The sequence below is a fragment of the Antarcticimicrobium sp. genome (assembly GCF_029212575.1).
Classification (GTDB): domain Bacteria; phylum Pseudomonadota; class Alphaproteobacteria; order Rhodobacterales; family Rhodobacteraceae; genus Antarcticimicrobium.
In genome coordinates this window covers 163,018-177,745 of the sequence record NZ_JARGPK010000056.1, presented here as the reverse complement: position 1 = coordinate 177,745, position 14,728 = coordinate 163,018, and the positions used below count along the sequence as shown (strand labels likewise).

The following is a 14,728-nucleotide window of genomic DNA, read 5'->3' as shown; positions in this document are numbered from 1 at the left end:
GGGAGACGCTGATGACCATGTGGGTGTTCGGATATGGGTCGCTGCTGTGGAACCCGGGCTTTGACGTGGCGCGGCGCGAAGTCGCGGTGCTGGCCGATTATCACCGGTCGTTCTGCATGCGCTCGATCCATCACCGTGGCACCGAGGCGGAGCCGGGCCTTGTCCTCGCTCTCGACGCGGCGCCGGGGGCGCGCTGTGCCGGGCTGGCGCTCGCCGTGGCCGAGGGGCAGGAGGACCGAACCCTGGATTACCTGCGCGAACGCGAACTGATTTCCTCGGCCTACCTGGAAAAGATGCTGCCGGTTCGGTTTCAGGATGGCGGCACCGCCGAGGCCGTGACTTACGTGATCGACCCCGATCACGTCCAGTATTGCGGCGGGCTGGCGCTCGAGGAGCAGGCGCAGATCATCGCCCGGGCCGTCGGCGGGCGCGGGCCGAACACCGAATATCTTTTCAACACCGCCAGCCACCTTGCCGAGATCGGGCTCAGCGACCCCGATCTCGACTGGCTGGCGCGACGTGTCCGCGCGCTCGCGGTATAAAGCCTTGGCGTTGCCCGCGATTATTTTGTAGGCTCGCCGCAGAGCAGAGAAAGTCAGGACGCACGCCAGATGGTGCAGCGAGACCGCGAAGCCCGGCCGCAGTTTTCACAGCCGGTGCGCCAGATCATCTTGATGCTGACCGCCTTCGGGCTCGCCGGGTTCGGGGCCTTCGTGGCGCTGCCGCGGGTGTTGCCGGTTTTCCAGGCCAATCTCTACCTCAACGGGTTCATCGGTGCGGTATTCCTGATCGGTGTGCTGGCCTGTTTCTGGCAGGTCTTCCAACTGGTCGGCTCGGTCCGCTGGATCGAACGGTTTGCCGCCGGCGACGCCGGGGCCGAGGCGCAGCCGCCGCAGCTTCTGGCGCCGCTGGCCTCGCTTCTGAGTGCGCGCGGCGCGCGGATGCAGCTCAGCTCAACCTCGACGCGCTCGATCCTCGATTCCGTCGCCGAGCGCATCGATGAAGAGCGCGAGATCACCCGCTATATCGTCAACCTTTTGATTTTCCTCGGCCTTCTGGGCACCTTCTATGGGCTCGCCACGACCGTGCCGGCAGTGGTCGACACCATCCGCAGCCTCGCCCCGCAGGAGGGCGAGGAGGGCATCGCGGTCTTCACCCGGCTGATGACCGGGCTGGAGGCGCAGCTTGGCGGCATGGGGGTGGCGTTCTCGTCCTCGCTGCTGGGCCTTGCCGGCTCGCTGCTGGTCGGGCTGCTGGAGCTGTTTGCCGGGCATGGGCAGAACCGGTTCTATCGCGAGCTGGAGGAATGGCTCTCGTCGATCACCCGTCTGGGGTTTGCCTCGGGCGAGGAGGGCGACAGCGCCCCCAGCGTGCTCGAAGGCGTGATCGACCACATGGCGGAACAGATGGAAGCCCTGCAGCTGATGTTCTCGCGCTCGGACGAAAGCCGCGCCGCGGTGGACGACAAGCTGAGCGATCTGGTCGACAGTATTGGCCAGATGAACGACCGGCTCGATCAGACCGAAACCACCGCCGCCGCGCTGGAGCGGGTCGCGGTGGGGCAGGAAACCCTGATCGAGATGATGCGCGCACAGGGCCCGGGCGAGGGGATTGATGCCGAAAGCCGGATGCGCCTGCGGTCGATCGACGTGCAGATGCTGCGCATCCTGGAGGAGATTTCGGCCGGCCGGCAGGAGAGCATGGCCGAGCTGCGCAAGGACATCGACCTGCTGATCAAGGCGCTTGCGCCGCCGCGGCCCGGCCGTCCGGGGCGTCCGCCCAGAACCGGCAAGACGGAGGACTAGGGCATGGCCCTGTCGCGGCGCACCGGTCAACGTTTCCAGGGGTCGATCTGGCCCGGATTCGTCGATGCGATGACCGGACTTTTGCTGGTTATGATGTTCTTGCTGACCATTTTCATGGTGGTCCAGTTCGTGCTGCGCGAGACCATCTCCGGGCAGGAGACCGAGCTTGACGCGCTCTCCGCCGAGGTCAGTGCCCTTGCCTCGGCGCTGGGGCTGGAAGAACGGCGCAACGCCCAGCTTTCGGCCCGGATGGGGGCGCTGAGTTCGACCCTGAGCGACACCCGCGACGATCTGGAACAGGCGCAGGACGAGCTGGATCAGCGCGCCGCGCTGATCGCCACGCTCACCGCCGACCGCGACCGTCAGGCCGCGGCGCTGGAGGATGCCCGCGGCCGCATCGCCACATTCGAGGAACAGGTGGCCGGGCTGCTGGCCGACCGGGACGCGGCGCTTGGCAGTATCGCGGCGCTGGAACAGGAAAAGGCCGAGCTGCTGTCGGAGCAGGAGGCGCTGAACCTGGCGCTGGCGCAAAGCCGCGACGAGATCGACGCGCAGACCGAGGCGGCGCGGCTGGCTGCGGCCCGGCGCGAGGCGCTCGATGCGCTGATCGCGGACCTGCGTCGCCGCGACAGCGAAAACGCGGCCGAGGCGGCGCGGCTGTCAGGGCAGGTCGCAGAGCTGGAGTCGCGCCTCAGCGACGAGGAGGCGGCCCGGCTGGTCGAGGCCGCCGCCGCCAAGGCGCTGCGCGACAAGCTGGAACAGGCCGATAGCGAGTTGACGGCGATGACCCTCGCGCTGGAACAGCAGCGCCGCGAGGCCGAGGAAACCCTGATCCTGCTCGCCGCCGCCGAGGCCGAGCGCGATACGCTGGATGAGAAGCTGGTCGCCGCGCTGGCCAATCTCGAGGCGGCCAGTACCGAGGCCGCCAAGCGCGACGAACTGGCCGAGCGGCTGACCCGCGTGTTGGCGCAGATGGAGGTGGCAAAGGCCGAGGACGATGAGATGGTCAGCGCGCTCCAGGCCGAGCTTTCAAGGGTCCGGGGCGAGGCGGCGCGCACCCGCGAGACCCTGAGCGCCGAACTGGACGCGGCCCAGGCCAAGGAGATCGAGAACCGCACCGCGCTGGAGGCGCAGCTGACCCGGGTGCGCGAAGAGGCGGCCGCCGCGCGCGCGGCGCTGCAGGCGCAACTGGACAAGGCGCAGGCGGGCGCCGCTGCCACGCGGGAGGAGCTGGAAACCGAACTGGCGCGCCAGCGCGCGCAGAGCGTCGAGACGCAAACGGAATTCCAGGCCGAACTGGCCCGGCTTCAACAGGAGAACGCGGCGCTGCGGCAGGACTATGAGGCCCGGATCGCCGCCCTGACCACCGAGGCCGGGGCGGCGCAGGCGGAACTGACCGCCGCCTTGCAGGCCGCCCGCACCGTCGCCGCCGAGACCCAGGCTGAGCTGGAGGCGCGGCTAGCCCGCGCCAATGTGGAGAGCGACGCGGCGCTGGCCGCGTTGAACGCGGAGCTTGCCGCCGCGCGCACCGATGCCGCCCGCCGGATCGCCGCACTGGAGGCCGAATTGTCGCGGGCGCGCGCCGATCTCTCTGCGGCCCGCAATGCCGCCGAGAGCACCGCAGAGGACCGCGCCTCGGTCGAGGCGCGGCTGTTGCAGGCGCTGGATTCGCTGGAACGCGCCCAGGCCGCCGCCACCGATCAGGAGGATTTGCGCCGCCGGCTGATCGCCGCGCTGGCCGCCCGCGAGGCCGCCGAGAAACGCGCCGAGGACCAGATGACCCTGGCCGAACAGCGCGCGGTGCTTCTGGCCAAGGCACGCGAGACACTGGCCGGCCAGCAAGATGCCTCGACCGAGGCGCAGCGGCAGACCGCCCTGCTCAATCAGCAGGTGGCCGAGTTGCGCAAGCAGTTGGGCGGCCTCCGGGCCCTGCTCGACGACTACAAGGATCGGGATACCGCCCAGCAGGTGCAGTTGCAGAACCTCGGCCAGGACCTGAACACCGCCCTGGCGCGCGCGGCATCGGAAGAGCGTAAGCGGCGGATTCTGGAGGAGGCCGAGCGCAAGCGGCTGGAGGCCCTGGCCTTGGCCCGCGCCGAGGAGGCCGAGAAGCTCAAGGAACAGGCCAAGGATCTGGAACGCTACCGCTCGGAGTTCTTCGGCCGGTTGCGCGAGGTTCTGGGCGACCAGGAGGGGGTGCGCATCCAGGGCGACCGTTTCGTGTTCTCCTCCGAAGTGCTGTTCGCCCCGGGCAAGGCGGATCTGGCCCCCGCCGGCAAGACCGAGATTGACAAGATCGCCCGCATCCTGCGCGGCATTTCCTCGGAGATCCCGGAGGGGATCGATTGGGTGATCCGGGTCGATGGTCATACCGACGACGTGCCGATCCGCCCCGGTGCCGAGTTCGCTGACAACTGGGAACTCAGCCAGGCGCGGGCGCTTTCGGTGGTGCGATACATGGTCGGGGCCCAGGGCATTCCGCCGAACCGGCTGTCGGCCAACGGCTTTGGCGAATACCAGCCGGTGAACACCGACGACACGCCCGAGGCGCGGGCGCAGAACCGGCGCATCGAGTTGAAGCTGACCGAGAAGTAAGGCGGGTCGGCGCGGTTTATCGGATCATGACAGTGACCTGCGCGCGGTCGATCTCTTGGCGGTCGCGCAGCATCCGGACCATTCCGTCATACTGCCCCTTTGGCCAGCCGCCATCGGGCCGCCGTTTGCCCGCCGCGCGGAACAGCTGCGCCTGGGTCTTTTCCAGCTCGACGCTGTGGGCGATGACCCGGCCACCGGGGCCGTCGATCTCGATCTCGATCACGTCCCCCTTCTGTCCGCCGAACGCATAACCGTAGAGCACCAGCGCCGGCGCGCTGCCGTCCATCTCGCGCGTCGCTGCCTCCCCGGATTTGATTGCGTCATAGCTGGGCATCCCCGGGGAAAACCCGGCGGCGATCAGCCCGCCGGGCTGATAACTCGGGGTGTCCTGCCACAGGTCGGCTTCTGGCGGTTGGCCGCAACGCGCCGCCTCGGGGGCAAAGGGATCGATGACCGTCCCGTTTTGGCGCAGCGAGAGGTGGACATGGGGAAACTCGGCCTTGCCGCTCATGCCCACGGCGCCCAGCGGATCGCCACGCGCCACCCGGTCGCCGTTGGACACCTGCACAGTTCCACGCCGCAGGTGGCAATACTGGGTTTCCCAGCCGTCGCCGTGGTCGATCACCACGCCGTTGCCGCATTCGCGATTCTCGGCCGACGCGGTATCGCCGGCGACAAGGGCGCCGTCCGCCATGCCGTCGCGCAGCGCCTTCACGACCCCCGGTGCCGAGGCCAGCACCGCGACGCCCGCCTCCATCGCGGCGAGGGAGGGCAGGGCGAAATCGGTGCCCTTGTGGCCGTCATAGCTGAGCGGACCACATCGGTAATCCTGCGCCCCGGGGCCGGGATCGGCATCGACGTATTGCTGGATATGGCAGGTTTCGCCCAGGTCGCAGGCAATGGGCAGGGTCAGATCCAAAGCGCCCGCCGCGACCGGCGCGGCGAGCGTGAGACAGAGGGCGGCGCAGGCCGCGCGCATCAGTCCGCTGTCAGCAGTGGCGGCTTGTCGCCCGAAAGCTGCGGCTTGTCCGGCCCCTCGATGCGCAGGTTCAGCGCGCCATCCTTGAGGCCGACCTTGACGACACCGCCCTTGGCGAGCTTGCCGAACAGCAGTTCCTCGGCCAGCGGCTTCTTGATGTACTCCTGGATCACGCGGCCCAGCGGGCGCGCGCCCATCTTGTCGTCATAGCCCTTGTCGGCAAGCCATTCGGCCGCCGGCCGGGTCAACTCGATCGAGACGCCGCGATCCATCAGCTGCGCCTCGAGTTGCAGAACGAACTTCTCGACCACCTGCAGGATCACCTCTTTCGGCAGCGGCGCGAAGGAGATCACCGCATCCAGCCGGTTGCGGAATTCTGGCGTGAAGGTGCGTTCGATGGCGGCGGTATCCTCGCCCTCGCGGCGGTCGCGGCCGAAACCGATGGCGCTCTGGGCCTGTTCCATGGCGCCGGCGTTCGAGGTCATGATCAGGATCACGTTGCGGAAATCCACCGTCCGGCCGTTGTGGTCGGTCAGCTTGCCGTGGTCCATCACCTGCAGCAGGATGTTGTAGACATCCGGGTGTGCCTTTTCCATCTCGTCCAGCAGCAGCACGCAATGCGGGTGCTGGTCGACTCCGTCGGTCAGCATGCCGCCCTGGTCGAAACCGACATAGCCCGGAGGCGCGCCGATCAGGCGGGAGACCGCGTGTTTTTCCATGTATTCCGACATGTCGAAGCGCAGCAGTTCCACCCCCAGCGTATCGGCCAGCTGCTTGGCGACCTCGGTCTTGCCCACGCCGGTCGGCCCGGCAAAAAGGTAGTTGCCGATGGGTTTTTCCGGCTCGCGCAGCCCGGCGCGCGCCAGCTTGATTGCGCTGGACAGGGCGGTAATCGCCTGGTCCTGGCCGAACACCACGCGCTTGAGCGATTTCTCCAGGTCCTTGAGCACCTCGGCATCGTCCTTGGAGACGTTCTTGGGCGGGATGCGGGCGATCTTGGCGACCACCGCCTCGATCTCCTTGGTGCCGATGGTCTTGCGCCGCTTGCTCTCGGCCAGCAGATGCTGCGCCGCGCCGGCCTCGTCGATCACGTCAATGGCCTTGTCGGGCAGCTTGCGGTCGTTGATGTAGCGCGCCGAAAGCTCTACCGCCGTCTTGATCGCATCGCCGGTGTATTTCACCCGGTGATGCTCCTCGAAATAGGGTTTCAGCCCTTTCAGGATCTTCACCGTGTCCTCGACGCTGGGTTCGGTCACGTCGATCTTCTGGAACCGGCGCGACAGCGCGCGGTCCTTTTCGAAGTGCTGGCGAAACTCCTTGTAGGTGGTCGATCCCATGGTGCGCAGCTTGCCGCCCTGCAGGGCGGGTTTCAGCAGGTTCGAGGCATCCATCGCCCCGCCCGAGGTCGCCCCGGCGCCGATCACGGTGTGGATCTCGTCGATGAAGAGCACCGCGTCGGGGTGATCCTCCAGCTCGTTGACCACGGCCTTCAACCGCTCCTCGAAATCGCCGCGATAGCGGGTGCCGGCCAGCAACGCGCCCATGTCGAGCGAATAGATCGTGGCCTTGGACAGCACCTCAGGCACCTCGCCCTTGACGATCTTGCGGGCCAGCCCCTCGGCGATGGCGGTCTTGCCGACACCGGGATCACCGACCAGCAGCGGGTTGTTCTTGCGCCGGCGGCACAGCACCTGGATACAGCGTTCCACCTCCTGGTCGCGGCCGATCAGCGGGTCGATCGCCCCCTCGCGCGATTTCGCGTTCAGATCGACGCAGTATTTGCCAAGCGCGCTTTCCTTCTGCTCCGGCTCGGGGGCCGAGGCATGCGTCTCGTCTTCGGCATCGGTCGATCCCTGGACCGGGCGCGGCTCGCCAAAGGCGGGGTCCTTGGCCACGCCGTGGGCGATGAAGTTCACCGCGTCATAGCGGGTCATGTCCTGTTCCTGCAGGAAATAGGCGGCGTTGGATTCGCGCTCGGCAAAGATCGCGACCAGCACGTTGGCACCGGTCACCTCGGTGCGGCCCGAGCTTTGCACATGGATCGCGGCGCGCTGGATCACGCGCTGGAACGCGGCGGTCGGCACCGCCTCGGAGCCGTCGATGTCGGTTACAAGGTTGGACAGATCCTCGTCGATGAAATCGACAAGCGTGCTGCGCAATTCGCCCAGATCGACGCTGCAGGCCTTCATCACGCGGGTGGCGTCCGGTTCGTCGAGCAATGCCAGCAGCAGATGCTCCAGCGTCGCGAACTCGTGGCGCCTGTCATTGGCCAATGCCAGGGCTGCGTGGATGGCCTGTTCAAGGGTGCTCGAGAATGAAGGCACGTTGGTGCTCCTCTGATCTGGGTCGGTGAGGGAAGGGGGCGTTGGCCCAGTCCCCGTGCCAACCGTGTCTTTATACTGTTAGAGTTTGGTTGATCGGCGCCGGGCTTCAAGGTTTTTCTGCAAAATAACCGTCACTTTTACACGCGGTGCGGCGTCAGCGATCCCTCTTGCGGCACCAGATCCTCCGATCGCGGGTCCGCAACGGGGCGCCGGCGGGCTCAGAATCTGTCCTTGCGGAGGCGGATCTCGGCGAAAACCTCGGCCGGGTCGGCGCCCTGCATGCCGAGATGCGCCTGAATCGCGGGGTCGCGCGCGCGCAGGAAGGGGTTGGTCGCCAGCTCCAGCTCCAGCGTCGAGGGAACGGTCGGCATTTCGGCCTCGCGCGCCGCGGCGATTTCGCGGATGCGCTGTTGCAGGGCGGGGTTGTCCGGGTCGATGGTCTCGGCGAACCGGCCATTGGCCTGGGTGTATTCGTGGCCGGAATAGACCATCGTTTCCGGCGGCAGAACGGCCAGTTTCGACAGGGACTCCCACATCTGGGGCATCGCGCCCTCGAACACCCTGCCGCAGCCCAGCGCCATCAGGCTGTCGGCGGTGAACAGCGCGCGGCTGCCGGGGAAATGATAGGCGACATGGCCGACCGTGTGGCCGGAAACGTCGACGACCTGTCCGGTTTCGGCCCCGATCTGTACGCAATCGCCCTCGCGCACGGTCGCGTCCAGCGGCGGCAGGCGATGCGCGTCGGCTTCGGCGCCGGTCACCTTTGCGGGGTGGGTCGCGAGGATCTCGGACAGCCCTTCGACGTGATCCCAGTGATGGTGGGTCAGCAGGACCTGAGTCAGCCGCCATCCCTTGCTCGCCAGCGCCGCCAGGATCGGGGCGGCCTCGGGGGCGTCGATCAGCGCGGTTTCGCCGCTTTCGGCGTCATGCGCCAGAAAGGCATAGTTGTCCGAAAGACAGGGGATTGTCAGGATCTCCAGCGGCATGGTCTTTCGTCCTTTCAATGCAGGATGTCGTTGATAAACTGCGCCCAGCTTGGACGATCACAGGGACGCCCGCAATGCATCTCGACGTGCAGGATCTCCGCAACTTCTACTACCGCAGCACGCTGGGCCGGGCGGCGCAGGCGTCGATCCGTAGCACCATGCTGGAGCTTTGGCCCGAGGCCAAGGGGCAATCGGTTGCCGGATTCGGTTTCGCGGTGCCGCTGCTGCGCCCCTACCTGGCCGAGGCGCGCCGGGTCACGGCGCTGATGCCCGGTCCGCAAGGCGTGATGCCCTGGCCGGCCGGCATGCCCAATGTCTCGGTCCTGTGCGAGGAAACGCTCTGGCCGATCGAGACCGGCCATGTGGACAAGCTGGTGGTGATGCACGGGCTGGAGACATCGGAGCGGCCGTCGCGCCTGCTGGACGAATGCTGGCGGGTGCTGGGGCCGGGCGGCAAGGCCCTGTTCATCGTGCCCAACCGGGCCGGGCTGTGGTCGCGCAGCGACCGCACCCCGTTCGGCTACGGGCGGCCCTACACGCTGGGACAGCTGGAAACCGAGTTGAAGAACCACCATTTCCTGCCCGAGGATCATCGGGCCGCCCTCTATCGTCCGCCATCGACCCGGCGATTCTGGTTGCGTTCCGGCGCGCTGCTGGAGCGGATGGGGATGCAATTGCCGACGGTGCTGGTGGGCGGCGTGCTGATCGTGGAGGCCTCCAAGAGGGTGCAGCCGCCGCGCGGGTCGGTGGTGAAGGATCTGGCACGGCGCCCGATCAAGGCGCTGGACGGTCTGGCCAAGCCGGCGTGATCCGGGGCGCGGCGCCCCGTTTGTCCGCCCGAAGGCGTCAGGAATCGCCCGAATTCGCCCAAAAGCGACGTTTTTTTCTACCTGGTTTTCGTGCAAACCGCCGCAGTTCGGCTAACTGCCTGAAATCAGGGGGATAATGGGATCGGGTGTTATCGCTATAGGTTGTTGCGGGGTCGGGTGCGCTCTGCTATCTCCACGCTGATTTTGATGACCTGCTGAAAGGCGGGTCGTTTTTCACGCCCCGGACGCCGGTCTTTCGGCCGACCGGGGCCCAATGTCGGAAGGGTGGACGTGTCCGAACCAGCTTCGATTTCCGCGGGCATCGCCGAGCGCTATGCCACCGCGATCTTTGAGATCGCGAAAGAGAACAACGACCTTGCCGGCCTCGAGACCGGCCTCAACGATCTGGCCGCCGGATTGGATGACAGCGCCGACCTGCGCAACATGATGTCGTCGCCGATCTACTCCCGCGCCGATCAGGAGGCCGCGATCACCGCCGTGGCCGAGAAGATGGGGATCGCCGAGGTGCTGCGCAAGTCCCTCGCGCTGATGGCGCAGAAACGCCGCCTTTTCGTCGTGCCCCAGCTGATCGCCGCGCTGCGCGGGCTGATCGCCGAGGAGCGTGGCGAGGTGACCGCGGATGTGGTATCGGCCAAGGCACTGACCAAGGCCCAGACCGAGAAGCTGGCCAAGACCCTGACCGCCCGCGTGGGCAAGACCGTGAATTTGAATGCGACCGTCGATGAAAGCCTCATTGGCGGTCTTGTCGTTAAAGTGGGCTCGAAGATGATCGACACCTCGATCCGCTCCAAGCTCGCCTCCCTCCAGAATGCAATGAAAGAGGTCGGATAAATGGGTATCCAAGCAGCAGAGATTTCTGCGATCCTGAAGGACCAGATCAAGAATTTCGGTCAAGAAGCCGAGGTTGCGGAAATCGGTCGCGTGCTCAGCGTCGGTGACGGTATCGCCCGCGTCTACGGCCTCGACAATGTCCAGGCCGGCGAGATGGTCGAATTTCCCGGCGGCATCATGGGCATGGCGCTGAACCTCGAGGCCGATAACGTCGGCGTCGTGATCTTCGGCTCCGATCGCGCCATCAAGGAAGGCGACACCGTCAAGCGCACCAACTCGATCGTGGACGTGCCGATCGGTGACGAGCTGCTGGGCCGCGTGGTCGACGGTCTGGGCAACCCGATCGACGGCAAGGGTCCGATCGCCTCGACCAAGCGTGGCATCGCCGACGTCAAGGCACCGGGCATCATCCCGCGTAAATCTGTGCACGAGCCGATGGCGACCGGTCTGAAGTCGGTCGACGCGATGATCCCGATCGGCCGTGGCCAGCGCGAGCTGATCATTGGTGACCGTCAGACCGGCAAGACCGCGGTGGCGCTCGACGCGATCCTGAACCAGAAGGTCTATAACGACGCCGCCGGCGACGACGAGGGCAAGAAGCTTTATTGCGTCTACGTCGCCATCGGTCAGAAGCGCTCGACCGTGGCCCAGCTGGTGAAGAAGCTGGAAGAGACCGGCGCCATCGACTATTCGATCGTCGTCGCCGCGACCGCGTCCGAGCCCGCGCCGATGCAGTACCTTGCACCCTATACCGCCACCGCGATGGCCGAGTATTTCCGCGACAACGGCAAGCACGCGCTGATCATCTACGATGACCTGTCCAAACAGGCCGTGTCCTATCGCCAGATGTCGCTGCTGCTGCGCCGTCCGCCGGGGCGCGAAGCCTATCCGGGCGACGTGTTCTATCTCCACTCCCGCCTGCTGGAGCGTTCCGCCAAGCTGAACGAGGATTTCGGCGCCGGCTCGCTGACCGCGCTGCCGATCATCGAAACCCAGGGCGGCGACGTGTCGGCCTTTATCCCGACCAACGTGATCTCGATCACCGACGGCCAGATCTTCCTGGAAACCGAGCTGTTCTACCAGGGCATCCGCCCGGCCGTGAATACCGGTCTTTCGGTGTCGCGCGTGGGCTCCTCGGCCCAGACCAACGCGATGAAGTCGGTCGCCGGCCCGATCAAGCTGTCGCTGGCCCAGTACCGCGAGATGGCGGCCTTTGCCCAGTTCGGCTCCGACCTCGACGCCGCCACCCAGCAGTTGCTGAACCGTGGCGCGCGCCTGACCGAACTGATGAAGCAGCCGCAGTACTCGCCGCTGACCAACGCCGAGATCGTGATCGTGATCTGCGCCGGGACGCTGGGCTTCCTCGACAAGGTCGCCGTCGGGAATATCGGCCGGTTCGAAGCGGGCCTGCTGGCGCATGTTCGCGGCAAGCATCAGGACCTGCTGGACTGGATCACCAACGACGATCCCAAGATCAAGGGTGAGGCCGAAGACAAGGTGCGGGCAGCCATCGACGAATTCGCCGCTGACTTCGCTTAAGGGGAGGATGAGGCAATGCCGAACCTTAAGGACCTTAAAAACCGGATCGCGTCGGTCAAATCGACCCGCAAGATCACCAAGGCCATGCAGATGGTGGCCGCGGCGAAACTGCGCCGCGCCCAGGAATCGGCCGAAGAGGCCCGCCCCTATGCCGAACGGTTCAATGCCGTCATGGCGGGGCTGGCCGCCTCGGTCGGGGGCAGCGACAGCGCGCCGAAGCTTCTGCGCGGCACCGGCAGCGACCAGGTTCATCTCCTGGTCGTGCTCACGGCCGAACGGGGCCTGTGCGGCGGCTTCAACAGCTCCATCGCCAAGCTGGCCCGGACCCATGCCGAACGGCTGCAGGCCGAAGGCAAGACGGTCAAGACCCTGACTGTCGGCAAGAAGGGCCGCGATGCGCTCAAGCGCGATCTCGGCAAGTTCAACGTCGGCCATGTCGACATGACCGAGGTCAAGCGGGTCGGCTATGCCGACGCGCAGGGCATCGCCAAGGGCATTCTCGATCGCTTCGACGCCGGCGAGTTCGATGTCGCGACGATCTTCTTCGCCGAGTTCGTCAACGTGGTCACCCAGGTTCCGACCGCGCAGCAGGTCATCCCGGCCAAGTTCGAACAGGACGCAGAGGCGGACGACAGCACGCTTTATGATTACGAGCCTGACGAAGAGGCCATCCTGGCCGACCTTCTGCCCAAGGGCGTTGCGACCGCCATCTTCAGCGCGCTGCTGGAGAACGGGGCCTCGGAACAGGGCGCGCGGATGAGCGCGATGGACAACGCGACCCGCAACGCGGGCGAGATGATCGACAAGCTGACCATCGAATACAACCGCTCGCGCCAGGCCGTGATCACCAACGAGCTGATTGAAATCATTTCGGGCGCGGAAGCCCTGTAAAAGAACCGGAGACGAAACAATGGCAAACAAACAAGGCAAGGTCACTCAGGTGATTGGCGCCGTTGTGGACGTTCAGTTCGACGGCCACCTGCCCGAGATTCTGAACGCACTGGAAACCGACAACAACGGCAAGCGGCTGGTTCTGGAAGTGGCCCAGCACCTGGGCGAGAACACCGTGCGCACCATCGCCATGGACGCGACCGAAGGTCTGGTTCGCGGCCAGGTGGTGACCGATGCCGGCGCGCCGATCTCGGTGCCGGTGGGCAACGCGACCCTGGGCCGCATCCTGAACGTGGTCGGCGAACCGGTCGATGAAAAGGGTCCGGTCGAGGCGACCGAAACCCGTTCCATCCACCAGCCGGCCCCGGAATTCTCCGAGCAGTCGACCGAATCGGAAGTTCTGGTCACCGGCATCAAGGTCGTCGACCTGCTGGCCCCCTACGCCAAGGGCGGCAAGATCGGCCTGTTCGGCGGCGCCGGCGTGGGCAAGACGGTTCTGATCATGGAACTGATCAACAACATCGCCAAGGTGCACTCGGGCTTTTCGGTGTTCGCCGGTGTCGGCGAACGGACCCGCGAGGGGAACGACCTGTATCACGAGATGATCGAATCCAACGTGATCAAGCCCGACAACCTGTCGGAATCCCAGGTTGCCCTGGTCTACGGCCAGATGAACGAGCCGCCGGGAGCCCGTGCCCGTGTCGCGCTGACCGGCCTGACCCTGGCCGAGCAGTTCCGTGACCAGTCCGGGACCGACGTTCTGTTCTTCGTGGACAACATCTTCCGCTTTACCCAGGCGGGGTCCGAGGTTTCGGCGCTTCTCGGCCGGATCCCTTCGGCGGTGGGCTACCAGCCGACGCTGGCCACCGACATGGGCCAGATGCAGGAACGCATCACCTCGACCAAGGCCGGCTCGATCACTTCGATCCAGGCCGTCTACGTTCCCGCGGACGACCTGACCGACCCGGCCCCGGCGACCACCTTTGCCCACCTCGACGCGACCACCGTTCTGTCGCGCGCGATCTCCGAGCTTGGCATCTATCCGGCCGTGGACCCGCTCGATTCGACCTCGCGCCTGATGGACCCGTCGATCCTGGGCGACGAGCACTACCAGGTGGCGCGCGACGTGCAGGGGATCCTGCAGCGCTACAAATCGCTTCAGGACATCATCGCCATTCTCGGCATGGACGAGTTGAGCGAAGAGGACAAGCTGACCGTTGCCCGTGCCCGGAAGATCCAGCGATTCCTGTCGCAGCCCTTCGACGTGGCCAAGGTGTTCACCGGCTCGGACGGTGTGCAGGTGCCGCTGGAAGATACCATCAAATCGTTCAAGGCGGTTGTCGCCGGTGAATACGACCATCTGCCGGAAGGCGCGTTCTACATGGTCGGCGGCATCGAAGACGTGATCGCCAAGGCCGAAAAGATGGCGGCTGACGCCGCCTAAGGAGCGCCCTCATGGCAGATACGATTCAATTCGACCTCGTCAGCCCGGAGCGCCGCCTCGCGTCGGTCCAGGCCAGCGCGGTCCAGATTCCCGGCGCAGACGGCGACATGACGGCGATGCCCGACCATGCCCCGCTGATCACCACGCTGCGCCCGGGCCTGCTGAGGATCGAGAGCCCGGAAGGCAATTCCGAGTATTTCGTGACCGGCGGGTTTGCCGAAATCGGCGCCGAGTCGATGTCGGTGCTGGCGGAAAAGGCGATGCCGGTGGGCGAGATGACCCGTGGCCATCTTGACGAGCTGATCGCCGAGGCCCGTGCCAAGCACGAGGCCGCCAAGACCGCCAGCGACGCGGAGCCGAGCCTGGTGGACGACGCCGCCAAGCTGCTGGCGGACATGGAGGCCCTCGGCGATCACATGAGCCTGTGATCGCCGGCCCTCCTTCCGGTTGAAACCCTTGCAAGCCGGCCCCTTTTCGGGGCCGGTTTTGTTTTGACAAAGGGTT

At 66.2% G+C, this 14,728-nt stretch carries 12 protein-coding genes; 9 read left to right on the top strand and 3 right to left on the bottom strand.

The window, feature by feature from the left end; translation table 11 throughout:
- Window positions 1-11 precede the first annotated feature (11 nt).
- The 3 genes from P1U75_RS13090 (at window position 12) to P1U75_RS13080 (ending at window position 4,400) form a co-directional block, all read left to right on the top strand.
- Window positions 12-542 (top strand): gamma-glutamylcyclotransferase, encoded by a 531-nt coding sequence (locus P1U75_RS13090; RefSeq protein ID WP_300244100.1) that lies wholly within the window; start codon window positions 12-14, stop codon window positions 540-542.
- A gap of 69 nt (window positions 543-611) precedes the next feature.
- The gene (locus P1U75_RS13085) at window positions 612-1,805 is read left to right on the top strand and encodes a biopolymer transporter ExbB (RefSeq protein WP_300244098.1); all 1,194 of its coding nucleotides are present in this window, start codon (window positions 612-614) and stop codon (window positions 1,803-1,805) included.
- Between the two features lie 3 nt (window positions 1,806-1,808).
- Window positions 1,809-4,400 (top strand): peptidoglycan -binding protein, encoded by a 2,592-nt coding sequence (locus P1U75_RS13080; protein WP_300244096.1) that lies wholly within the window; start codon window positions 1,809-1,811, stop codon window positions 4,398-4,400.
- 16 nt (window positions 4,401-4,416) lie between these two features.
- Here P1U75_RS13080 and P1U75_RS13075 read toward each other — a convergent pair whose 3' ends face one another.
- The 3 genes from P1U75_RS13075 to gloB form a co-directional block, all read right to left on the bottom strand.
- On the bottom strand, window positions 4,417-5,379 hold the full coding sequence (locus P1U75_RS13075) for a M23 family metallopeptidase (RefSeq protein WP_300244094.1): 963 nt from the start codon (window positions 5,377-5,379) through the stop codon (window positions 4,417-4,419).
- Window positions 5,379-7,703, bottom strand: coding sequence for an ATP-dependent Clp protease ATP-binding subunit ClpA (clpA, locus tag P1U75_RS13070; RefSeq protein ID WP_300244091.1), 2,325 nt, complete (start codon window positions 7,701-7,703; stop codon window positions 5,379-5,381). The genes P1U75_RS13075 and clpA overlap by 1 nt, the downstream gene beginning before the upstream one ends.
- Before the next feature lie 218 nt (window positions 7,704-7,921).
- On the bottom strand, window positions 7,922-8,689 hold the full coding sequence (gene gloB / locus P1U75_RS13065; protein ID WP_300244089.1) for a hydroxyacylglutathione hydrolase: 768 nt from the start codon (window positions 8,687-8,689) through the stop codon (window positions 7,922-7,924).
- 74 nt (window positions 8,690-8,763) lie between these two features.
- Here gloB and P1U75_RS13060 point away from each other — a divergent pair, with 74 nt between their 5' ends.
- The 6 genes from P1U75_RS13060 (at window position 8,764) to P1U75_RS13035 (ending at window position 14,652) form a co-directional block, all read left to right on the top strand.
- Entirely contained in the window at window positions 8,764-9,498 is a 735-nt protein-coding gene (locus P1U75_RS13060) for a class I SAM-dependent methyltransferase (protein WP_300244086.1), read from the top strand.
- Between the two features lie 291 nt (window positions 9,499-9,789).
- Window positions 9,790-10,350, top strand: coding sequence for a F0F1 ATP synthase subunit delta (locus P1U75_RS13055; RefSeq protein WP_300244084.1), 561 nt, complete (start codon window positions 9,790-9,792; stop codon window positions 10,348-10,350).
- Window positions 10,351-11,889, top strand: coding sequence for a F0F1 ATP synthase subunit alpha (gene atpA / locus P1U75_RS13050; RefSeq protein ID WP_300244081.1), 1,539 nt, complete (start codon window positions 10,351-10,353; stop codon window positions 11,887-11,889).
- A 15-nt stretch (window positions 11,890-11,904) separates the two neighbouring features.
- A complete protein-coding gene (locus P1U75_RS13045; protein ID WP_300244078.1) occupies window positions 11,905-12,780 on the top strand; it encodes a F0F1 ATP synthase subunit gamma in 876 nt (291 codons plus the stop codon).
- Between the two features lie 19 nt (window positions 12,781-12,799).
- Window positions 12,800-14,224, top strand: coding sequence for a F0F1 ATP synthase subunit beta (gene atpD, locus P1U75_RS13040; RefSeq protein ID WP_300244075.1), 1,425 nt, complete (start codon window positions 12,800-12,802; stop codon window positions 14,222-14,224).
- Window positions 14,225-14,235: 11 nt separating this feature from the next.
- Window positions 14,236-14,652 (top strand): F0F1 ATP synthase subunit epsilon, encoded by a 417-nt coding sequence (locus P1U75_RS13035; protein ID WP_300244073.1) that lies wholly within the window; start codon window positions 14,236-14,238, stop codon window positions 14,650-14,652.
- The last annotated feature ends 76 nt before the right edge of the window (window positions 14,653-14,728 follow it).